We start from the raw sequence: 22,474 nt of genomic DNA, 5'->3' as shown, positions 1-22,474 counted from the left end.
AAGCCGTTGTTTGCCATCCGGCTTACAGAAGCCCTCCCTGAGCACGCAAAAATCGGCGGCTGCCCGCTGCCGCAGATCGGGGTTAATATTCAAGCACGGAGGATTCATTCCGTCCGTCCTTGGGCGAACCTAATTGTAGCTCAATAACATCTTAACCATCCATGCAGTTTGTAAAACGGCAATGCGTAGTCAAAATCCGTATATAATACGAATCGGCCTATTTTTCGTTTCATATTTACGGGTAATGGGGGGTCATTCGATAAACAAGCGGGGAAGAATTTAGCATGAACGTTAATCCATTATTCGAAATCCGTTTACACGGTGGAAACAGTGTTGCGCTATAATTAGGAGTATTCATCAGGAGAAACATTTTGCGGAGGGGATTCATATGGAACGCATGGTCACTTGGCTGCAGAAGTTCGAACAGGCTCTGCTGCAGCGGGCAAACCGCAGACCGGCGCATGCCCGGATAAACCTATGGCTCGGCCGTTGGCTGGGAACGGTTACGCACATGGGCGGCGCCACCTTCACGCTTGTCACCGCCCTTCTGTGCGCATTCCTGGCTTCTAGGCCTTGGAGCACAGCCGGCCTCCAATGCCTGACCGCCATTATCATCAGCCATATTCCAGTCGCTGTGGTCAAGCGAATATTCAGACGACTTCGCCCGTATCAGGCGCTGCCCAATGTCAATACAGGCCGCAAGCCGCTGCGCGATCCTTCCTTTCCTTCCGGACATACAACCGCGATCTTCGCTTGGCTGACGCCTTGGCTGTTAATCGACACGGCGTTGCTGACGCTAATGCTGCCGATTGCTGTCATTCTGGGAGTGTCCGTCGCATGGTCGCGCATGTTTCTGGGTCTTCATTACCCCTCGGACGTTGTCGCAGGAGCAATAATCGGTTCATCGACAGCAGCGATCGTGTCGCTTTCCTGGCCGCTTTCTTGAGCGGCCTTCTTCGCTGCCCGATAGCTGGACAGCGCCTCACTTCCAATAACCGCCTCAAGCCGGTAAATATTGTTGCCCCGTTCCACGAATTTGGACTCATATTCCGTCAGCACCAAATCGTCGCGCAAGCCGCCCTTATGCAGGTCAAGCGTAATATTACGCAGCTGCAGCTCCATTTCGGAGAAGCTGTTGAGCGAAAATTCGAACAGCGACTGCGAATCGGTCTTGAAATGAATTTCGCCGTTCTTGTTCAGTATTTCGCAATATTTCGCCAAGAATCTCGGGTGCGTCAGCCGGCGGCGCGCATGCTTGCTCTTCGGCCAGGGGTCGCTGAAGTTCAGATGGATCCGCTCGATCTCTCCCGGTGCAAACATATCCTCGATGCTCTCGATATTGGCACGCAGCAGCGCCAGGTTAGGAGGCTCGGCCACTCCCTGCGCTCCCCAAGCCGCACGCGCCTTCTCGCTCGCACGGCGAATCAACTCATCGTACATATCGACGCCGATGAAATTAATATGCGGATTGCGCACGCTCATATCGCTGATGAACTTTCCCTTGCCCATCCCAAGCTCGATATAGATGGGCTTATCGTTGCCGAAAAACGCTTGCCAGCGTCCCTTGCGCGGAGCCGCGTCCAACACGATCAACTCGGGTTGGCTCTGAATGCTTTCCAGAATACCTTTTCTTCCTCTAAGACGCATAGTCGATTAATTCCTCCAATTCAAAACTAGACACTATTGTGACGAACATTCTCGTCCTTGTAAAGCCCATGCGAAACAAAATAAAAGCCGAAGGCGCATCGGCCAGTCGGCTTGAAGGAATCTGTCGGTTCGTTAATTGAGCATCTGACGGGGGACTCCCTGCTCGCTCTCGAGCTCGAACGTTTCTTCGAGCGCTTCATTCAGCTTCTTGCGTGCGGAAATTTCAATATTGTGATTTCCATGGAAGCGGATGCCTGTCAGCGCCATCAATTCCTTAATGGTAAGTTCCACCTTTACCTTCGAATCGCCTTGCGGGATTTTAACTTGCGTGCTCATTTCTCATCACCTCGACGGTTTTATAAAAAGCCTTTCCAGAAAACCGACCTACTATAACTTCAAAGATAAGAGGATAGATAAAACAGCTGCAACCATTGATTTTCCGCACTTTTAATATAACACCTCATGTAAGGTACAGCAAGCCCTTTTGACGAAATAAAGCTGGAATATTTCCGGTTCAACGCGAGAGCCTGTCCTGCATGGCGGTTTGTACGCGGGATCGAACGTTCGCAGATGGCGCATAGCATTCCGCCGGGTTTTTCGCTACAATTATATTTAACCGTAACGTAAACGGCTCAACCTCTATGAGCGGTCCGGCCGTGTACCTTTCTTACAAATTTATAGGCATAGGGAGTATGAATGATGCAAGCTTATTCGAAAGCCGACCTCGTCACGCCGCAGTTGTGGAATGACAAGCGGTTCCATACATGGAATTATGAAATGCGGGAGCAATTTCAAGGCAAAGTATTCAAGGTCATGCTCGATGCCGGATTTACTTGCCCGAACCGGGACGGCACGATTGCAGCCGGCGGCTGCACCTTCTGCAGCGCCCGGGGATCGGGCGACTTTGCGGGGAAACGCCGGGACGACTTGATTACGCAATTTAATATGATACGCGATCTGCAGCATCAGAAGTGGCCCGATGCGAAGTATATCGGCTACTTCCAGGCCTACACGAACACCTACGCGCCAGTGGAGAAGCTGCGTGAATATTATGAAGCGATTTTAACTCAGCCCGGGGTTGTCGGCTTGTCGATTGCGACCCGCCCGGACTGCCTGCCGGATGACGTGGTCGATTATTTGGCCGAATTGAACGAACGGACTTACCTGTGGATCGAGATGGGTCTCCAAACCATTCATTCATCTACGTCGGAGCTGATCAACCGGGCGCATGATACCGAGTGTTATTATGATGCGGTTGCCAGACTTCGGGCCCGGGGAATCCGCGTATGCGCGCATATCATCCACGGGCTGCCGCAAGAAACGCATGAGATGATGCTTGCCACGGGCAGGGCGGTTGCCGGGATGGACGTTCAAGGCATCAAGATTCATCTGCTTCATCTGATGCGCAAAACGCCGATGGTCAAGCAGTACGAAGCCGGGCTGCTGCGCTTCCTCGAACGCGACGAATACGTGAAGCTGGTCGTGGATACGCTGGAGCTCCTACCTCCAAGCATGGTCGTCCATCGCTTGACCGGCGACGCGCCGCGTGATTTGCTTATCGGTCCGATGTGGAGCCTCAAGAAATGGGAAGTGCTTAACGCCATCGATCAAGAGCTCCTCAGCCGGAATACCTGGCAGGGACGCCTATGGGAGGCGTGAGTAATGGGCTTTCTATCCGTGATTAGCATGGCCCACAAGCTGGTGGCGGAGCGGGTAACAGCCGGCGATATTGTCATTGACGCTACGTGCGGCAACGGAGTGGATACGCAATTCTTGGCCGAACTGGTCGGCCCGCGGGGGACCGTCTACGGATTCGATGTGCAGGAACAGGCCCTACTCCGTACGCGTGAGCGGTTGAACCCGTTGGAAGCGGCTGGAAGGCTCCCCCGTATGAATCTTCTGCTGGACAGCCACGCTTCCATGAAGGAGCATATTGCGGAAGCCGAGCATGGGAATATCGCTGCGGCGATGTTCAACTTCGGTTACTTGCCCGGGGCAGATCCTCGCGTAATTACACAGGTCGAGTCCTCGCTCGCCGCGCTCCGGGCGGCTGTTCCTGCCTTGCGTTCAGGCGGCATTCTGACAGCCGTCCTCTACCCCGGGCATGAGGGGGGCGGCTCTGAAGCCTCCGCAGTCGAGGCATGGGCTGCGGCGCTTGCGCCGGCAGAAGGACAAACACTGCTCTACCGGATGGCGCAGAAGCCCTCTGCACCATACCTCATTGCCATCGAGAAGCGATCGGCCATGCGCTGACGACCTCGCGCAGTGACAGGAATCCAAACCGCACTATACGTTATCCAAACCGTAATAACAGCAAGTGCTTGCACGATAAGACGGTTAGATATATATTGGTCTCGATACCCCAAAGGAGGAAAAAGAATATGGCGGTCCGCAAACTTGAGCATGTCGGCATTATGGTCAAAAATATCGAGAATTCCATTGCATTCTACACGGAGGTTGTCGGCCTGACGCACCTCTACACGATGACGCACACGAACGGCGTAATCCGTCTCGCCTTCTTGACAGGCACGGACGGGCAGGAAACCGAGATCGAACTAATCGAGGGCTTTGACGGAGAGCTCGCGCAAGAGGGGATCTGCCATCACTTGGCCTTCACCGTAGACGACGTTGAAGAAGAATTTGCGAGAATCAAGGGGCTGCCGAATGTAGAGCTCAAGGAAACGGAAATCACTACGCTGCCTAACGGCGCAAGGTATTTCTTCTTCTATGGCCCGGACGGCGAGTTTCTGGAGATGTTTCAGCCCGCGCCAAGCAAATAATAGAGAATCTACATAAGGAATGGAGAGAACCCGCGTTGACACAAGCATATCCATTGCAATTTAAGCCAGAAATGAAAGAACGGGTTTGGGGGGGCCGTGCCTTGGAGCAATTCGGTCTCGAACTGCCGGACGGCGTTATCGGCGAAGGCTGGATGATCGGTGACCACCCGAACGGAACGACAACCGTCATGAACGGCGAGCTTGCCGGGCTCGGACTGGATGAAATCCGGGAAAAATACGGGCGCGAGTTTTTCGGCACGAAGGGCTTCTCCGAACGGAACGGCCGCTTTCCGTTATTGATCAAACTGCTGGACTGCAATGACGATCTTTCGGTTCAGGTTCATCCTTCCGACTCGTACAGCAGACTTCCCGAAGGAGAGCTCGGAAAGACGGAGATGTGGTATATCCTCGACGCGAAGCCTGGCGCAACCATTCTATACGGCCTTAATGAGAATGTAGACCGCGATACGCTTGCTTCGGCGATCGAGGAAGGCCGCATCATGGATTGCCTGCAGGAGGTTCCCGTTGAAGCCGGCGATGCCTTCTACATCCCGGCCGGCACCGTACATGCCCTTCGCGCCGGTGTTGTTGTCGCCGAAATCCAGCAGAACTCCGACACCACTTACCGCTTGTACGATTATAACCGTCCCGGTCTGGACGGCAAGCTTCGCGAGCTCCACATCGAGGATTCTCTGAACGTGATTGCTTACGAAGGCTCCGGCGCCACCCGCATGAAAACGGATGCGATCGGCTCGAACGAGTGGCTGCAAATTGCTCAGTCCCCTTACTTTATCGTCGAGAAAGGGATCGTAAGCGCACCTTGGCAGCTATCGACAACGGAAGAGAGCTTCGTTATTCTCGTCGTGGCTGGAGGAACAGGTACGCTGAGCTGGGCCAGCGGCAAGATGAACGTAAAGGCCGGCGAATGCTTCCTGCTTCCGGCTAACCTGGGCGGCTATGAGCTGGACGGCAGCATGACCGTTCTGCGGAGCGTAACCCCATAAATTCGTTGTACCACCAAAAACAGACAGCACGGTTCATAACCGCGCTGTCTGTTTTTGCATTTTGCATATTGAGGAAGCCAAAGACAGCAACGATTTATTCCCGGCAAATCATAATCAGATTTCCGTCCGGATCCTTCAGGACGAACCAATGATTATGCTCGATTGCCGAAACGAGCTCCATCCCTTGCTCTTGAGCATAAGCATACGAAGCGTCAAGATCATTCGTAAGCAGCATGCAGACCGGCGTCGAGATGTGCGGGGCACCTCCAGGCCGATCCCCGCCCCACATCGGCATCGTGTCCAGAATCAAACCGACACCCTGCATCTGCAGCGGGCAGAGGTGGCCGAACATGATCTCGCAATCGGCCGGTATGCCGAGCAGCCTGCAATACCACTCCCGCGCCCGCTCCACATCCTTGACCGGAATAAATACGCCGCCTACTTCGTTACGAATTGGACTTGTCATCGGATAATCTCCCTTCTTCTTTGCAACGGATGATGTGAACCACAGAACGATAATTCATGAATGATCGGGCTTTTTTCCCGCTGCCTCGAAGGAGATTCGCACAACCCAACATCCATGTCCTTCCATAATATCAAACGAATGTTCGTATATCTACAATAAAAAAGCTTCCCCAGCGTCATTAAATCGCCAAGGAAGCTTCTCGTCTTATTCGAATTACTTCAATATAGCCTCAATTCTCGAAAGCTCATCATCGGAGAATGCGAGGTTATTCAATGCTGCAACGCTGTCCTCCACTTGACTGACCCGGCTTGCGCCGATTAATGCCGACGTAACGCGTCCCCCGCGCAGAACCCATGCCAGCGCCAACTGGGCCAAGGACTGGCCGCGCTCTGCCGCAATGTCGTTCAGCTTGCGGAGCTTGTCGACGACTTCCGGCGTTACCGCGCTCTCCTGCAGGAAGCCGGTAGGCTTCGCTGCTCTGGAATCGCCCGGAATGCCGTTCAAGTATTTATCGGACAGCAAGCCCTGAGCCAATGGGCTGAATACGATGCTGCCGACGCCATTCGCATCCAGCACATCCTGAAGGCCCCCTTCGATCCAGCGGTTCAGCATGCTGTACGATGGCTGATGAATCAATATCGGCGTGCCAAGCTCCTTGGCGATCGCGATCGCTTGAGCCGCTTGCTCCGCGCTGTAATTGGATATCCCTGCATACAGCGCTTTGCCCGAACGGACAATCGTATCCAGTGCGCCCATCGTTTCTTCAAGCGGCGTATCCGGATCCGGACGGTGATGGTAGAAGATATCGACGTAATCCAGACCCATCCGTTTCAAGCTCTGATCCGCCGAAGCGATCAGACTTTTGCGGGAGCCCCATTCGCCATATGGACCCGGCCACATATAGAAGCCCGCCTTGGAGGAGATGATCATTTCGTCCCGGTACGGCTTGAAGTCCGCCGCAAGCATGCGCCCGAACATCTCTTCCGCCGAGCCTGCCGGCGGTCCGTAATTGTTCGCCAGATCAAAGTGCGTAATGCCAAGATCGAAAGCGCGGTGGAGAATCGCGCGGCCATTCTCGTATGTATCTACGCCTCCGAAATTATGCCATAATCCAAGTGAGATAGCCGGCAGCTTCAATCCTGATTTCCCGCAGCGGTTATACTTCATTGAAGCATAGCGCTCCTTGCTTGCCAAATATACCAATATAATCACTCCTCTATATTAATATCGTTATATAGATTTAAACGAAAGATTGGACACAAGCCGCTGCGCAGGCAGAATGTTCTTACGATCGCTGTTGTTCCCGGATTTTCTTGAATTCTATTGGTCGGTGCTGAAATCCGGGAACAAAGGCGACCGCTAACTCTCCAGAATCATTCTTCCTGATCCGCTGTTTGTTCTTCTCTTTCGTTCATTCTATCTTGCCGATTATATTGTCGCCGCTCTGTCCTGCAGCAGCGTGAACGCCTTCGGAGGCGCTCCTTCCTCGCGGCCTCCGCTATTAAATACGACGATTAACAGCGTTTCCGCATCCACAATCTCGCCTGTCCTCAAATACGTCTCCAGATCGAACGGCATACGTTCGATGACCGAGTGCTTGTGCAGCTCCTTCTCCCCAAGCGCCAGAGAGGCGAAGGCCCCGGAAACAAGCTCCGGACGATCCGCAAGACGCTGCATCCAACCGTTCAAGACGGGCTTGTCCATCGTGAAGTCCCACCACACCTTGCGCGGCTTATACTTATGGTTCAGGAAGTAGTCCAGCTTCATCAAGCCCAGCACGACATCCGGCCGCCACGTAAGCGAAGTGCCGGAGGCAGCGGCATCCTCGGTCGTAGCCTCCAGGAAGGACCAGAGTCTCGCGAATAGATCCTCCAGCTGGTGACCGATCTTCTGCCAGCCCCTGCCTTCCCAGAAATCGCCGAAGCGCTGGAAGAAATCGAACGGCGAAGGGAACGCGCGCTCTACGAGATAGAGAAGCACATGGTCCATCCGGTGGGCATTCCAATATTTCTCCAGCACGTCCTCTACCCGCTTGATTCTGACAATATCGCCGAAAGGCAGCAGATTGTTGCCGAGAATTTCGTAAGGCGCCCGTTCCATATATACATACCCGTGCTTCTCGGCGTCTCTCCGCATGCCTGTTCCGCGCAGCATCTTCAGGAAGCCGAGCTGCATCTCCTCGGGACGGAGCGCGAACACTTCGTTGAAGGTGTTACGGAACGTATCGTAATCTTCATGCGGCAGGCCGGCGATCAGATCGAGATGCTGATCGATCTTGCCGCTCTCCTTGGCTTTCGTCACGGTCCGGGACAGCTTCACAAAGTTCTGCCTGCGCTGAACCGCTTCATTCGTCAGATCGTTCGTGGATTGCACGCCGATCTCGAACCGGAAGATGCCCGGCGGCGCATGCTCGGCCAAATAATCGAGCACATCCGGCGGCATAATATCGCCCGTAATTTCGAACTGAAACACGCATCCGCGATGATTCTCGATGAGAAACCGGAACATCTCAAGCGCATAGTCCTTCTTGATGTTGAACGTCCGGTCCACAAACTTGATTAACTTCGCGCCGGAATCGATCAGGTACAGAATATCCGCCTTCGTCCGTTCGATATCGAAATAGCGGACCCCGCTTTCAATGCTGGATAAACAAAACTGGCAGCTGAACGGGCAGCCCCTGCTTGTCTCAAAATAGACGACCCGATTGGCAAGACTGGGCACATCCTCGGCGAACCGGTGCGGCGAAGGAAGCTGGGCCAGATCAAGCTTGGGCCGCGGCGGATTGATGAGGATCTCCTCCCTGCCGTCGGGATGCCGCTTGCGGTAAGTCAGGCCGAAGACCATATGGTATTTATTCGTATCGCGAAGCTCGGTGAGCAGATGGTGGAAAGTCTCCTCGCCTTCGCCGACAACGATAAAGTCGACCTCCGGAAGCCGCTCCATCCAAAAATCCATATCGTAGCTTACTTCCGGTCCGCCGAGCACGATTCGTACGGATGGCTTGATTTTTCGCAGCATATCGATCACGGTTATCGTCTCTTCGATGTTCCAGATATAGCAGGAGAAGCCAACCACGTCCGGATCGCGGGCAAACAGATCCGAGACGATGTTCATTGCCGGATCTTTAATCGTGTATTCCGCTATGTCCATGTCAAACTCGTCCCCGCTGTATGCCTTCAGACAGCGCAGCGCGAGAGAGGTGTGAATATATTTGGCGTTTAAGGTCGCCAGTACGACTTTCATTGTTGTAATGTCCCTCATTTATGTTACAAAGTTGTCTCCATTGTACCGAAAATACGGGCAAAAAAGAAGGGCTCCCCTCTCGCAGCGCTCAAATCGCTTCAATAGGGCGGCCCTTCCTGTCTCAAAATTATATACGATGAAGCAGCGGGGTTTACGCACGCACCTGCACGTGCATCTTATCCTTCTCCTGCATGTCGATGACCGGGTAGCGCAAACGCCACGTTCCATCTCCCAGGTTCGTTACCTCATCTGCTTTAAATCCGCGCGGCTCGAAGTTGAATACCTGCTCGTAATAAACGACCAGTTGAATCTGGTCCTCGGGAAGCATGCGGCGAAGCTCGGCTCCCGCATCGACAGCCCAATAGCGCAGCTCATCAGCCGTAAAATGACCATATAGCATATAAAATGACGGATCGATAACAGCTGTAATCAGGAGTCCGCTCTTCGCGTCGCGCGTGACGTTCCAGCGCTTCAGCTCCGTCTGTCCTTGCGATGTCGGGATAATTCCGAATTCGCCCTCCATCAGCTTGCGGATATCGTCCACAGAGGATCCGACAAGCGTGTCCGGCAGACGGCTCGGCAGAAACGCTACTTTCTCCGAAGGCTCCATCATGCTGTCAAGTAACAGCGAATGAACGTAATCCACGGGGATGGCAAAATTCAAATCAGCGGTAGAAATATCGCTTCCGGAAGAAGTAACGCCCACCAGCTCGCCGTAAACGTTGAACAGCGCTCCGCCCGAGCTGCCGTGGTCGATCGGCACGCTGATCTGGTAAGCATCATAATAAATATTGCTTATAATACCTTCGGATACGGTATTCTGCATACCTAGCGGGCTGCCGATCGCCACGACATGATCGCCCTTCTGTACATCATATCCGCTTCCGAGCACAACCGGATCGTAACCGATCTCCTGCTTGGTCTGGATAATGGCCAGGTCGGATTCTTCGTCGTATGCAACGACGCCTTCCACCTCTAGTGAATCGCCATCAATGGTGAGGACCATCGCTTCGGCTGCATCGGCTATGACATGAAAGTTGGTCAAGATCCTGTTGGTGCCGATGACGATCCCGCTTCCCTGCCCGCGGTTTGTCGTAATCATGACAACCTTCTCGTCATTCAACTCAACGAGCTCGCTCGTTGTCAGCTTCTGCTTGGCCGCTTTCCGGGATTCTTCGGCCTTCCGCTGGGCCTCTGCCCGCGCAGCATACAGCTTCTCTGCGGAGGTGATTCGAATGATCTTCGTCTTCGTATCTATCGATACTTCGGCGTCCAGCGCTTCGGCTACGAAGCGCAGCGGTACGAAGGTAGCGCCATTCGTTTGCCTTGCCGGCACATCCAATTTCACGGCCTTGCCGTTCTTAAACGCCTGCTTGGCACCAATCTGCAGCGATATCTTCGTATAGCCTTTGCTTGCAATAATGGTCTTGGTCTGCGGCTCCCAGGATACCTTGGCATTCAAGGCGGTAAAGATCTCCCGCATCGGAACAAGCGTCGTCCCATTCGCCACAATCGGCGGCGGAGACAAGATTAGCTTCGTCCCATCTACGAAAACCGAGATGGCGGAGGATTGCGATGCTGCGGTGCTAGCGGCAGCTGAAGCTTGATAGGGCGGAAGTCCCGGCAGGGGCGCTAGTACAAGTCCGGCAGCGAGCACGGACAGCAGCATATGCTGCTTCAACTTTAATTTCACTTCTGATTTCCCCCAGTTATCTCCTAAATTTCCATGTGGCTATCGTATCACCCGCTCTAGCTTTTTGTCTATGAAAAAAGATGAAAACAAACTCGATTCGTAGATTAGCAGAATATTGTATACCGAATAACCGTTTGTTCTGCGACCGGCATGCATCACTGATCAAGCAGACCCCAAATCTGCTCGACCCGCCCACCTGTCTTCATGGCAATGCAAGGCCGTTCGTGCTATATTGGGGTTAACTTGCAGAGGACGGTGTAACAGCAATATGGCAGATCGACAAAAGAGTAAGAAGCCCGTAAGAGATACCGGGAGCCGCGGTACGAGAAGTGGAGGTACGGCGCCCCGTTCGGAAACCAAATCACGGCGTGCCCCTGACCGCGCCCACAACGTTCAAGGAACAAAGCAAAGACACCGCGACCAGGCAAAAAACGGCCGGGAACGCAATCCGATTCCGGACAAGCAATTCACGGTTCATGAACCGGCAGAGCTGCTGCCCTTCTTATTGCAGAATCTTTCCAATATGGGCCGCAATTCCGTTAAAGCCCTGCTGGCGCGAGGACAGGTCTCGGTCAATGAGCAAGCAGCGGTAACGGCCTATAATCATCCTCTTCAGCCCGGGCATACGGTAACGATCCGAATGGACAAGACTGAAGCTGCCCCGCCGATGATCGGACTTACGATTATGCATGAAGATGAAGATCTTATCGTCATTCAGAAGGATGCCGGATTGTTATCGATCGCTTCGTCCCAAGAGCCCGAATTGACCGCCTATCGGCAGCTTACGGACCATGTCCGAAGGCATCATCCTTCCAATCGGATATTTGTCGTGCATCGGCTGGACCGGGATACATCGGGGGTCATGATGTTCGCCAAGAGCGAGGAGGTGCAGCAGAAGCTGCAGAACGGCTGGAAGGATCTCGTTAACGAGCGGAAGTATGTCGCGCTTGTCGAGGGCATGGTCAACAAGCCTGAAGGCACCATATCCTCTTGGCTGAAAGAGAGCAAGACGCTGAAGATGTACTCGAGTCCTTATCCCAATGACGGACAGCATGCGGTGACACACTATAAAGTCATACAGGCAAGCCGGAGCTTCTCCTTGCTTGAAGTTCAGCTCGAGACAGGCCGGAAGAATCAAATACGCGTCCACATGCAGGATATGGGACATCCCATCGCAGGCGACAAGAAGTACGGCTCCACCTCCAAGCCCATTGGACGCCTGGGGCTTCATGCGCGCGTCTTGTCCTTTCAGCATCCCGTGACAGGAGAGCCGATGCGCTTCGAGACAGACATCCCCAAGTCGTTCCTTGCACCTTTTCGCACCGATACCCCCGATAATTCTGCTGACAGACGGAATAGGAATCCTGCGGTGAAGTGAGGTATACTAGAAGACGAACCAAGAAAGTTGCAACGGGTGGAGCAGGTGGAATGATTGAACATTCTCTTTGCGCAGCGGGCTGTGTACAGATTATTGGTTCGACATATATAGTCAATAATAAGCGACAATCTTGAAGGGAGTTTGATACCATGGCAGCATTAGACCAACAATTAGAACGTTATGCGGAGTTGATCGTAAAAGTCGGCGTTAACGTGCAAAAGCATCAAGAGGTGTTTATTACCGCTTCCATCGAAACCGCACCCCTTGCGCGGCTGGTCGCTGGCAAAGCCTACGAGGCCGGCGCGAAGAACGTGCATGTGGATTGGGTGGATGAAGCATTGTCGCGTTTGAAATATGAGAAGGCCGAGGATGAAGTGTTTACCGTCTTCCCGGAATGGGAAACCGCCAAACGGAACGGATTTGTCGAGCGCGGCGCAGCTTTCATCTCCATCGTATCGTCAAGCCCCGACCTGCTGAAGGGAATCGATTCCCAGCGGATCGGCAGCTATCAGAAGGCATCCGGTCAAGGGCTTCGCGAATTCCGCCGGGCCATTCAATCCGATAAAGTGAGCTGGACCGTCGTCGCAGCCTCGTCGAAAGCATGGGCGGCAAAAGTATTCCCCGATGTTTCGGAAGACGAAGCGGTCAGCAAGCTGTGGGGAGCGATATTCGATTCCGTCCGGCTTCATGCCCCTGACCCGGTTCAGGCTTGGAAGGAACACAATGCGAATCTACATAGCAAGGTCGATATTCTCAATGAGCGTCATTACCGGAAGCTGCATTATCGTGCGCCGGGAACCGATTTGACGATCGAGCTTCACGATAAGCATCTATGGGTCGGAGCCAGCAGCGTCAACGTGGATGGCACCTCGTTCATGGCAAACATGCCGACGGAGGAAGTATTCTCCGTACCGCTCAAGGAAGGCGTGAACGGCTATGTATCCAGCACCAAGCCGCTTAGCTATGGCGGCAATATCATCGACAGGTTTAAAATCACGTTTGAGAACGGCCGCATCGTAAAGACGGAAGCCGAGGAAGGCGGAGCAATTCTTCAGCAGCTCGTCGACACCGACGAAGGCTCCCACTATCTGGGCGAAATCGCCCTGGTTCCGCACGAATCCCCGATTTCGCAATCGGGCGTTCTGTTCTATAATACGCTGTTCGACGAGAATGCCTCCAATCACCTTGCCATCGGCAGCGGTTATGCCTTCAACGTGGAAGGTGGCAAAACGATGAGCCCCGAGGAGCTTGAACAGCATGGCGTGAACAGCAGTATCACGCATGTCGACTTCATGATCGGCTCCGCCGATATGGATATCGACGGCATCCGTCCGGACGGGACGGTCGAGCCCATATTCCGCAAAGGCAATTGGGCGTTCTAACATACGAGCTTTGCGCAGTATTATGGACCAATCAGGACGGGACGTCTGGCTGACAGGCGTCCCGTTTTTTATATTACACAGGCTTATTTTGTCTAATTACCGCACAATCTGGTATCATACATCTAAAAGGCCTTATGGAGGACGATCATCTTGCGTTTACCTTCCCGCAAACGAAGGTTGAGCTCCGTACAACTTGTCGTTATGCTCTATATTCTTACGACCTTCCTGGCAGCAGTCCTGCTTCGCCTCCCTATCTTTCATAAGCCTGGAGTCAGCTTAACCTTCATTGACGCTTTGTTTACGGCAGCCAGCTCGGTCAGCGTGACAGGTCTCAGCGTGATTACCGTTCACGAGGTGTTCAACAATGCCGGTCTTATTCTTCTTACCGTCCTATTCCAAATAGGCGGCATCGGCATCATGACGCTCAGCACACTCTTCTGGCTTCTGTTCGGTCAGCGGATCGGCCTGGAGCAGCGCAAAGTCATTGCTACCGATCATAATCGTCCGGGACTGGCCGGCTTGGTTCAATTAATGCGAAGCATCCTGATGATTGCAGTCATTATTGAACTAATCGGAACGGTTCTGCTAGGAACCTATACATGGATGGCCGGCTATCATGAGCACTGGTACACTGCCTATTTCAACAGCTTCTTCACATCGGTCAGCGCGTTCACCAACGCCGGCTTCTTCCTGCAAAGCGATTCCATGATCAGCTATGCTGGCGACTACATTTATCAGCTTATCGTCATGCTTCTCATCATTAGCGGCGCAATCGGATTCCCCGTATTGCTCGAGCTGAAGCGCCGGCTGGTGAACCGGAAGCAGCGTCAGCATTTTTCGCTATTCACGAAAATCACGACCCTCACCTTCGGCGTATTGATCGTTGCGGGAGCGATCCTGTTCTATGTGTTCGAGCAGGGCGGGTTTCTGCAGGATAAATCATGGCATGAATCGTTCTTCTACTCTCTATTCCATTCCGTCTCGTCCCGCAGCGGCGGGTTATCGACGATGGATGTTTCCCTTCTCTCCACATCGACGATGATGATGCTGTCCGGATTGATGTTCATCGGGGCATCGCCAAGCAGTGTGGGCGGGGGAATACGCACGACTACATTCTTCGTGATTGTAGCAGCGGTGTTTGCTTATATGAGGGGATATAAGGACGTCAAAGTGTTCAACAGGGAACTGGAGGAGGACGACATCAAGCGAGCCTTCATCGTGTTCTTCGTTGCCATCGGACTTATTTTCACAGCGGTCCTTCTGCTTACGGCCTTTGAAGACATTCCGTTCGAGCGGCTGTTGTTCGAGGTTTGTTCCGCATTCGGAACGACAGGCCTCTCCGCAGGGATAACCGAAACTTTGAGTACAGCGAGCAAGATCGTACTTATTATCACGATGATTATCGGACGGATCGGACTCGTCAATCTGCTGCTTCTGAGAAAAGATGATCAGCCGGTACGTATCCGCTACCCGAAAGAGCATGTTATTGTCGGCCAATAATGGCTGCCATTGCCGGCGTTATCCTTAACGTCAGCCAACAGAACGAAGGGCATCCTTGCATTAAGAGGGATGCCCTTGCTTGTTTGCCGCTTCATTCATGAACCTCTTTCCAATTGCCCGGGAAATTATGACACGTTCCGCATGAACTGCCGCTGCCCCTGAAGGAATACCGGAAGAAGGATGAGAACTGAACCATTCCTGCGGCATCCGGCTAGATCCATATAGCGAGAAAAAGATCGCGATAGCATCTCCGAGAAGGATCGCTCCCTCTTTGCCGTCAATGGGCATAAAATAGACATCCCGAGCTTATAATCGCCGCTCTGCCATAACCAAATAAGCCGACGAAGTCTTCTGCTGCAGATACGGCGTTTGCTTTTGCAACCTTACTGCCGGACATGGTATCGTAATCTTATAAGAAGGGAGCGAATGTCCATGATTAAGGTTTATCCGGATTCATCCCGCTTTGCGGGAGACAGAGGATGGCTGCGGAGCCGGTTCAGCTTTTCGTTCGGCGATTATTATGATGCCGCGAATACCGAATTCGGTGCTTTGCGTGTATTTAACGATGATATTATACAAGGCGGTCACGGCTTCGGCGCACATCCTCATCGCGAGATGGAGATTGTATCTGTCGTGTTGAAGGGACAGCTGAAGCATGAAGACAGCACAGGCCATACCGCCGTTACCAGCTTCGGTGGCGTCCAGCGGATGTCGGCCGGTACGGGCATTATTCACTCGGAGGTCAACCCGTCGGATGAAGAATGCCACCTGCTGCAAATATGGTTCACGCCGGGTGAGAGCAAGCTTTCCCCATCCTACGAAACGACCTCGTACGACCCTGCAGAGATGAAGAATGCGCTGCTTCCGATCGTCTCGCACCGGTCCAGTAAGCATGTTGCACATATCCACCAAGACTTGACGATGTATCTCTCCCGGCTCGAACCAGGGCATTCCGTGCGCTTCCAGCAGCCGGAAGGGCGCAGAATCTATATCTTCGTGATCGAAGGCGGACTGACGCTGGATGGCTCGGTCAAGCTTGCAGGACAGGATTCCGCCCGTATTACCGAACACCCGGAGCTCGTGTTGGAATCTGATGCCGGCGCCATGTTCATGTTGATTGACCTGCCATAAGCGGCGAAACTTGCTCAGATTTGACTGGCTCCACAAAACGAAGTCTATCCTTCCGAAGCGAGTTTTGTTGCGTTGCTTGCTCGGAGGGGACTGGCTCCACAAAACGAAGCCTATCCTTCCGAAGCGAGTTTTGTTGCGTTGCTTGCTCGGAGGGGACTGGCTCCACAAAACGAAGCCTATCCTTCCGAAGCGAGTTTTGTTGCGTTGCTTGCTCGGAGGGGACTGGCTCCACAAAACTTTTAGGAGGTCCAAATGCCTGAACTCGTGAATAAAAGACTGCTGATCAAACAAGTTATCGGGAGACTTCTGCTGGATACATCCGTCAGCGGTTGTCCGTTCATACTCGAACAGGACGGCGAACGATGGGTCGTTACGGTGCGCAATGTCGCAGCTCATGTCGGTGCCGAGGTGAAACGGCTCGAAAGCGACCTCAATCTGTTTTACTTCGAGGAAGAGTCCGGTTCCGATGCGCGGAAATGGTGGTTGTTCGACCGCGACCAGCCCGAGATCGAATGGGATGAAGCACAGCATCTTCTGAAGCTCTCGCTTGACTCTCGCGTATCGTATACGAACGAAAAGGTTTGATTGCGCCATGGGGAAGCGATCCCGCAAGCCCGGAGGAGGCTAAGGGCCTAAGCTGGATGACTGCGGAAGAAGCATTAGCCCATCCAAGAACGCCTGTGTACATGAAGAAAAACATAAGGCGCGCCGAGCGTCTGCTTCAATCTTGGAACGATCGCAAGGAGGTAATTGGCTAATGGCCGATATTGAGGATTTTATGAAACTGGATATTCGAATCGGAACGATAGTTGGCGCTGAGCCCTTTCCCGAGGCCCGTACACCGGCTATTAAGCTGCAGATCGATTTCGGCGAGCTCGGCCTCAAGCCGTCCAGCGCCCAAATAACGCGGCGCTACACGCCTGATCAGCTGATCGGCCGTCAAGTAGCGGCCGTCGTTAATTTTCCGCCGCGCCGCGTCGCCGGGTTCAAATCCGAGGTGCTTATTCTCGGAGGCGTGCCGGAGGAAGGCGATGTCGTGCTGCTTCGCCCGGATGAATCCGTCCCGAACGGCACCCCGGTTGCATAACGAAAAAAGTGATGATGCAGGTGAACCGCCTGCACCACCACAATCTCCTCCAGACATGAGCCAATACGGCATCTATGTCCAATCCCGCCGCTCACAGCTGCAAATACATCTTCATTTGCTCCGCAGGAGCAAGCACCGGGCCGCCGTGGCAAACTTCAAGCCGTTTCGGCTTCAGCTTGCTTACAATCGCGCTGCTCCGTATCGCTTCATCCATATCCGCCGTGAACATCGCCATCGGCTTGCGCAGCTTGCCTTTCTTCGAGGTGAATAGGTCCCCCGTCAACAGCACGCCGTCCTGCTCATGATAGTAGACGACATGCCCCGGTGAATGCCCTGGCGTGAGGTAAGGTTTCAAGCTGCCCCTTCCCTCAATCTCGCCTCCCTGCGTTTCTTGAAGCGCTGCCGCAATTCCTTTCCCGACGGACTGCGCGGCTTTCTTGCGGCGTGGATAGGCCATATCCCCTTCCATATAAGGCATCTCAATACGATGTGCGTATACCGGGACAGGCCACCTCATCAAAATCCGTTCCAGCGCCCCGACATGATCGGAATGCCCGTGCGTCAGCAGTATCGCTTTCAACGGTCCGGCGTTCAGCCGGTCGATGAAGGATATGATCCCCTTAGCCATGCCGGAGATTCCTGCATCAATCAATACGACACCATCCTCCTCTTTGACGATCCACACCGTAACCGGGATAAGCATCCACGTTTTTAAGCTCCATACATGATCCGATATTTGCTCAATTTTCATCTCAATCACTCCGCTCTATTTAAATAACCATTGGTTACTAACCGATGGTTATAATATAGCGTGCCTCTTTGCAGCTGTCAATCCTTTTTCATTCTTATAGCCTCGTTTAACGAACAATCGTAATGGTGAATAGATACCATCATCGAGGAGAGGAATCTACTTCGACCCGATCTACGTTCTCGTGTTTGTCTGGGCGTTCATCGCAACAGCCGTAAAGCAGCAGGATTACAAGACAGTCGGCGCCGCTCTGTTTGGCGTTATATGCAATTTGTATCGCAATCCGGAAAATTCGCTAACGGTCGAAGAGCAATCCTATTAATATTGTTAGTTCATACGCAGCTGTCCCGGTGTTCGGCGGCGATATGCCGCTTTATTTATTGTTTTTTAACATAATTATCCATTATGAAATATGGAGCAATTGTAAATAAACCCGAGGAAAGCAGCGAATATTGGGCATTAGCTTATCCAAATAACCGTTATTTGAATTTTCTGAATATTTACATAATTTTATTTCCCCCTTACAATAAAGACATATCATTCAACTACAATTTCGCAGATGAGCTGAAGTCGAATGATGTAAACACCGGAGAGGGGATAGTCCAATGAAGCAGGTTAGCGAAACATGTCTCTGAACTGCAACCGTTAGATCCGATATGCATCGGAGCTCGGTTGTCAGGTAACTGTAACCGTTAGATCCGAATGACTCGGAGCTCGGTTGGCAGGTAACTGCAACCACTATCTCTGGGATTAGCCGGAGCGCGGTTGTCAGGTAACTGCAACCGTAGGGCCGAAATAAGCCGGAGCGCGGTTGTCAGCAAAAGGAAAGAATAAGGAAAGGAGTAAGCAATCATTGCTTGCTTGAGACATGTGGGGACCCAAAAGTTGAATGTAACCTTCGAAGTGATTGTTGAATAGGCAACGCGAGTTGTGTCGAACGGAGTGTGTCAGTAACAATTGAATAGCACGGGTTGGATGAATTAGGGATTTCGGTTGTCATCAGACAAGCGAAATCCCTATTATCGTTTATGAAGCGCATACAAAAGAAGCTGCAAGCTCACTTGCCCATCTTGCTCCAGTCGCTCAAGAAACGCTCGATACCGATATCGGTCAACGGATGCTTCCATAGCGAAGGCAGCAGCGAGCCCGGGATCGTAGCAATATGGCCGCCTGCAATCGCCGCTTGTTCTACATGGCCGACGTTACGAATGCTGGCAACGATGATCTCCGTCGGGAGCTGGTAATTTTCGATGACGGTACGCAGATCGCGAATCAGCTTCATGCCGTCAACGGCGATATCATCCAGTCTTCCAACGAACGGGCTGATGTACGTCGCGCCCGCTTTGGCAGCCATAAGTCCTTGGGCAACGGAGAACACGAGCGTGACATTCGTCTTAATGCCCTTCTGGGTAAGCGCATGCGTTGCATACAGGCCATCCTCAGTCATCGGCAGCTTGATGACGACATTAGGCGCCCATGAAGCAAGCTCTTCCGCTTCTTTCAGCATGTCTTCGGCCTTCGTGCCGATAACCTCCGCACTGACCGGTCCGTTGACGAAGGAACAGATTTCTTGTACAACCTGTTTGAAGTCGCGGCCTTCCTTTACGATCAGCGACGGGTTAGTCGTTACCCCATCCACTAGACCGAGCTTTACGATCCTTTTGATTTCATCAACATTAGCGGTGTCCAGAAAAAACTTCATCGCAATCACTCCCCATGATCGGTCATCGCTGACCACTCATTTAAGTTTACTCCATTTTTTGATCATGTCAAAAAGAAAACAGCGCTTTCATTAGTCCAATGCGGATTGACAGCGCAATTCAATTCGATTATTATCTAATTAGATGATTATCTAATTTAATTTCAAGGGGCGTGAGAATGGATTCATGATGCAGCTGGATAAAATCGTCGGCTATCACAAGGCGCTTGCAGATCCTACACGCGTTCGAATGCTCATCTTATTGGCGGATGGCGAATTGACCGGACAAGAGCTTGCCGAGAAACTCTGCCTCTCGCCGGCTACAGTGACCCACCATGCCGCGAAGCTGCGCGCTGTCAGTCTCCTTAATGAACGGCGCGATAAGAACGCGATTTTCTTTTCGTTGAATACGTATTTTTTGAAGCAATATGCTAATGCGATGCAGCGGCTGTTCGAGAAGCCGGCTGCCGAGTTAAAGGAGCCCGAGGAAATGGATGATAAGAACGAAAGGCTGAAGCAATCCGTCATTCGGAATTTTTTCACCTCGGAAGGCAAGCTCAAGCACATTCCGGCTCAGCTGAAGAAGAAGCGGATTGTGCTGGAGCATCTCGCCGAGAAGCTAGAACCAGGCAGACCTTATAAGGAGAAAGAGTTGAACGCGTTCATCCAGCAGTTTCATCCGGATTACGCTACCATACGCAGAGAGTTTATTATGCATGCTTACTTGTTCCGGGAGCAGGAGATCTATGAACGGAACCCTCGCGAAATGTGGGAGAAATGGGAAACATTATCATGACCAAAGACCATCATTAACATAAAACAAGGTTCTTTAGACACTTTTAATAGAATCTAAATGAATATATTGGCAGGATATCGCCCTGTAATGTCGAAATAAACACCATTCATCCAAAATTCGACATTATAGGAGCGACTTCAGACTTATGCAACTTTATTCACAGCAGACCTCCACCCGCTACCCCTTCAGATGGATAGCCCTGCTTTGCGCACTTACCCTTCTCTTGCTCGCCATTCCGGGTACATCCACGGCCAATGGTCAAGCGGCAGCACCTGCCATAGTCAAACCGCAGCAAATCTATACCTATGATCGGATGAGCGCCGATTTGCAATCGCTTGCAGCCCGTTATCCCGACCTCATTCGCACCGGTTCAGCAGGCGAAAGCGAATACGGCCGCAAGCTGTGGACCGCCGATATCGGCAACGGACCCGCCATTATTCTACTGCTCGGCTCTCACCATGCCCGCGAATGGATTACGACCGTTACCATGATGAAGCTGATGGAACAGATAGCCGTGCAATATGAGAACAATGCTGTCACTCCTGACGGTTATCGTGTCCGCGATTTGTTGGACAGAGTCACCTTCCGCCTGGTGCCGATGGTCAACCCGGACGGAGTTACCCTTCAGCAGCTTGGCCTATCGGCCTTCCCTGCCTCCGATCACGCTTCGCTCCTTCGCATGAACGGGGGAAGCGCGAATTTCAAGCGTTGGAAAGCCAACGCCAAAGGAATTGACCTGAATCGTCAATATCCGGCAGGCTGGGCCAATATCAAGAACCCGGCTCCCGGACCGTATTATATGAATTACAGAGGCAAACAGCCGCTGCAGGCGAAAGAAGCCAAGGCAATGTATGACCTGGCACGCTCCGTCAAACCGGAAGTCGCGGTCGCATACCATAGCTCCGGCGAGATTTTGTATTGGAATTTCAAGACGAAGCCGGCCAACGTCGCAAGAGATTATCAATTCGCCTCTTCTTATGCGAAGCTTACGGGCTATCGGCTGGTGCAGCCGCAGGCGAATCCTTCAGGCGGAGGCTTCACCGACTGGTTCATCCAGGATTTCGGACGTCCAGGGCTTACGCCGGAGCTCGGCCGTTCGGCCGGAGAAACACATGTGCCGTTATCGGAGTGGCCGCGTATTTGGGGACAGCATAAGAATACCGGCTGGTTTCTCGCCCAAACCGGCTACGAGCTTTGGCTGCAGCGCCAGCAAACTGCTCCTCTCACCTCGAATATCCGGTTGACGTCAAGCGAGACCAGCTATTTGTATCCGGATTTGAAATCGAAGCAAGCCGGAATCCTTGCGCCCGGACGTTATGCGACGATCCGCATGAAGGGCGATTGGCTGGAGGTGCGGACGTCATCGGGCACCAGCTGGATCTCCTCGCGCGCCGTACTGAGCGGTCCATACGAGAAGACGGAGAATATGACGGTAACGCTCGGACCGGATATCGGTCTCTATGACTCGCCGCTTGCTGCAGCTCCATCGGCCATACGGCTTACAGAGCAATCCGCTCCCGTACGCGAGCGCTGGAAGGGCTGGCTTTTCGTCGAGACCACCGGCGGCATGCGCTGGCTGAAGGAGTCGGAATTGCCCAAACCACAGCCAGGCGAGGAAACTCCGAGTGAAAATACCGACGAAGAAAAGGCTGCTGCAGAAACAGAATAAAACCGGTTGCAGGTAGCCACAGGCTGCATCTTCTCCAGTACGTCAATTTTGTATTATGTTAACAGCAGAGCTGTGGATTGACAAACAGGGCGCTTCTGGAATCATTTCCACAGGTCACAAGGCCGCTGCTTCGATAAGGATAAGTGAAATTACCTCCCCAACTGCCTCAATAATAAGAAAATGGCTGAACAAGTTCACTTGAACCTGTTCAGCCATCTTTCATATTTCGTCCACCATTTTTTAGCCAAAGA

Annotated in this window: 21 protein-coding genes; 13 read left to right on the top strand and 8 right to left on the bottom strand. The window is 52.6% G+C overall.

Annotated elements, in window-relative coordinates; all coding sequences use genetic code 11:
* Window positions 1–388: 388 nt before the first annotated feature.
* Window positions 389–946 (top strand): phosphatase PAP2 family protein, encoded by a 558-nt coding sequence (locus L1F29_RS06580; protein ID WP_258387538.1) that lies wholly within the window; start codon window positions 389–391, stop codon window positions 944–946.
* Here the strand turns inward: L1F29_RS06580 and trmB are convergent.
* Window positions 865–1,647, bottom strand: a complete 783-nt coding sequence (gene trmB / locus L1F29_RS06575) for a tRNA (guanosine(46)-N7)-methyltransferase TrmB (protein WP_258387537.1) — start codon at window positions 1,645–1,647, stop codon at window positions 865–867. The two genes, L1F29_RS06580 and trmB, sit on opposite strands and share 82 nt — an antisense overlap.
* Window positions 1,648–1,779: 132 nt before the next feature.
* A complete protein-coding gene (locus L1F29_RS06570) occupies window positions 1,780–1,983 on the bottom strand; it encodes a hypothetical protein (RefSeq protein ID WP_258387536.1) in 204 nt (67 codons plus the stop codon).
* Window positions 1,984–2,343: 360 nt separating this feature from the next.
* On the opposite strand from L1F29_RS06570, the gene mnmL reads away from it, so the two are divergent.
* From mnmL to L1F29_RS06550, 4 genes are all read left to right on the top strand, one after another.
* The gene (gene mnmL / locus L1F29_RS06565) at window positions 2,344–3,306 is read left to right on the top strand and encodes a tRNA modification radical SAM protein MnmL/YtqA (RefSeq protein ID WP_373876479.1); all 963 of its coding nucleotides are present in this window, start codon (window positions 2,344–2,346) and stop codon (window positions 3,304–3,306) included.
* A gap of 3 nt (window positions 3,307–3,309) precedes the next feature.
* Entirely contained in the window at window positions 3,310–3,900 is a 591-nt protein-coding gene (gene mnmM / locus L1F29_RS06560) for a tRNA 5-(aminomethyl)-2-thiouridylate-methyltransferase MnmM (RefSeq protein ID WP_258387535.1), read from the top strand.
* A gap of 128 nt (window positions 3,901–4,028) precedes the next feature.
* Window positions 4,029–4,427, top strand: coding sequence for a VOC family protein (locus L1F29_RS06555; protein WP_258387534.1), 399 nt, complete (start codon window positions 4,029–4,031; stop codon window positions 4,425–4,427).
* Between the two features lie 71 nt (window positions 4,428–4,498).
* On the top strand, window positions 4,499–5,431 hold the full coding sequence (locus L1F29_RS06550) for a type I phosphomannose isomerase catalytic subunit (RefSeq protein WP_258389626.1): 933 nt from the start codon (window positions 4,499–4,501) through the stop codon (window positions 5,429–5,431).
* 94 nt (window positions 5,432–5,525) lie between these two features.
* On the opposite strand, the gene L1F29_RS06545 is transcribed toward L1F29_RS06550, so the two are convergent.
* The 4 genes from L1F29_RS06545 to L1F29_RS06530 all read right to left on the bottom strand — a co-directional run bounded on the left by L1F29_RS06545 (window position 5,526) and on the right by L1F29_RS06530 (window position 10,833).
* Complete coding sequence (locus tag L1F29_RS06545) at window positions 5,526–5,897, bottom strand: VOC family protein (protein WP_258387533.1); 372 nt, start codon at window positions 5,895–5,897, stop codon at window positions 5,526–5,528.
* 213 nt (window positions 5,898–6,110) lie between these two features.
* Window positions 6,111–7,100 carry an L-glyceraldehyde 3-phosphate reductase gene (gene mgrA, locus L1F29_RS06540; RefSeq protein ID WP_258387532.1) on the bottom strand — a complete coding sequence of 330 codons (990 nt, stop codon included), beginning with the start codon at window positions 7,098–7,100 and terminating at the stop codon, window positions 6,111–6,113.
* Between the two features lie 225 nt (window positions 7,101–7,325).
* A complete protein-coding gene (locus L1F29_RS06535; protein ID WP_258387531.1) occupies window positions 7,326–9,140 on the bottom strand; it encodes a B12-binding domain-containing radical SAM protein in 1,815 nt (604 codons plus the stop codon).
* Window positions 9,141–9,291: 151 nt separating this feature from the next.
* Window positions 9,292–10,833, bottom strand: a complete 1,542-nt coding sequence (locus tag L1F29_RS06530; RefSeq protein WP_258387530.1) for a stalk domain-containing protein — start codon at window positions 10,831–10,833, stop codon at window positions 9,292–9,294.
* Window positions 10,834–11,101: 268 nt separating this feature from the next.
* Here L1F29_RS06530 and L1F29_RS06525 point away from each other — a divergent pair, with 268 nt between their 5' ends.
* The 6 genes from L1F29_RS06525 to csaA all read left to right on the top strand — a co-directional run bounded on the left by L1F29_RS06525 (window position 11,102) and on the right by csaA (window position 17,311).
* Window positions 11,102–12,211 (top strand): RluA family pseudouridine synthase, encoded by a 1,110-nt coding sequence (locus tag L1F29_RS06525; protein WP_258387529.1) that lies wholly within the window; start codon window positions 11,102–11,104, stop codon window positions 12,209–12,211.
* A 149-nt stretch (window positions 12,212–12,360) separates the two neighbouring features.
* Window positions 12,361–13,593: an aminopeptidase gene (locus tag L1F29_RS06520; protein WP_258387528.1), complete on the top strand. Its 1,233-nt coding sequence runs from the start codon at window positions 12,361–12,363 to the stop codon at window positions 13,591–13,593.
* Between the two features lie 201 nt (window positions 13,594–13,794).
* Window positions 13,795–15,093, top strand: a complete 1,299-nt coding sequence (locus L1F29_RS06515) for a TrkH family potassium uptake protein (RefSeq protein ID WP_258389625.1) — start codon at window positions 13,795–13,797, stop codon at window positions 15,091–15,093.
* Window positions 15,094–15,525: 432 nt separating this feature from the next.
* The gene (locus tag L1F29_RS06510) at window positions 15,526–16,224 is read left to right on the top strand and encodes a pirin family protein (protein ID WP_258387527.1); all 699 of its coding nucleotides are present in this window, start codon (window positions 15,526–15,528) and stop codon (window positions 16,222–16,224) included.
* Between the two features lie 252 nt (window positions 16,225–16,476).
* Window positions 16,477–16,809, top strand: coding sequence for a hypothetical protein (locus tag L1F29_RS06505; protein WP_258387526.1), 333 nt, complete (start codon window positions 16,477–16,479; stop codon window positions 16,807–16,809).
* Between the two features lie 172 nt (window positions 16,810–16,981).
* On the top strand, window positions 16,982–17,311 hold the full coding sequence (gene csaA / locus L1F29_RS06500) for a chaperone CsaA (protein WP_258387525.1): 330 nt from the start codon (window positions 16,982–16,984) through the stop codon (window positions 17,309–17,311).
* Window positions 17,312–17,402: 91 nt separating this feature from the next.
* Here the strand turns inward: csaA and L1F29_RS06495 are convergent, their stop codons facing one another.
* Both L1F29_RS06495 and fsa read right to left on the bottom strand, forming a co-directional pair.
* Window positions 17,403–18,062, bottom strand: coding sequence for an MBL fold metallo-hydrolase (locus L1F29_RS06495; RefSeq protein ID WP_258387524.1), 660 nt, complete (start codon window positions 18,060–18,062; stop codon window positions 17,403–17,405).
* Window positions 18,063–19,116: 1,054 nt separating this feature from the next.
* A complete protein-coding gene (fsa, locus tag L1F29_RS06490; protein ID WP_258387523.1) occupies window positions 19,117–19,761 on the bottom strand; it encodes a fructose-6-phosphate aldolase in 645 nt (214 codons plus the stop codon).
* A gap of 187 nt (window positions 19,762–19,948) precedes the next feature.
* Between fsa and L1F29_RS06485 the strand changes: the two genes are divergently transcribed.
* Both L1F29_RS06485 and L1F29_RS06480 read left to right on the top strand, forming a co-directional pair.
* Window positions 19,949–20,554 carry a DUF2087 domain-containing protein gene (locus L1F29_RS06485; RefSeq protein WP_258389624.1) on the top strand — a complete coding sequence of 202 codons (606 nt, stop codon included), beginning with the start codon at window positions 19,949–19,951 and terminating at the stop codon, window positions 20,552–20,554.
* A gap of 145 nt (window positions 20,555–20,699) precedes the next feature.
* On the top strand, window positions 20,700–22,223 hold the full coding sequence (locus tag L1F29_RS06480) for a M14 family metallopeptidase (protein ID WP_258387522.1): 1,524 nt from the start codon (window positions 20,700–20,702) through the stop codon (window positions 22,221–22,223).
* The last annotated feature ends 251 nt before the right edge of the window (window positions 22,224–22,474 follow it).

The organism is Paenibacillus spongiae (assembly GCF_024734895.1).
In the GTDB taxonomy this organism is placed as follows: domain Bacteria; phylum Bacillota; class Bacilli; order Paenibacillales; family Paenibacillaceae; genus Paenibacillus_Z; species Paenibacillus_Z spongiae.
This window is presented reverse-complemented; position numbering and strand designations above follow the sequence as displayed.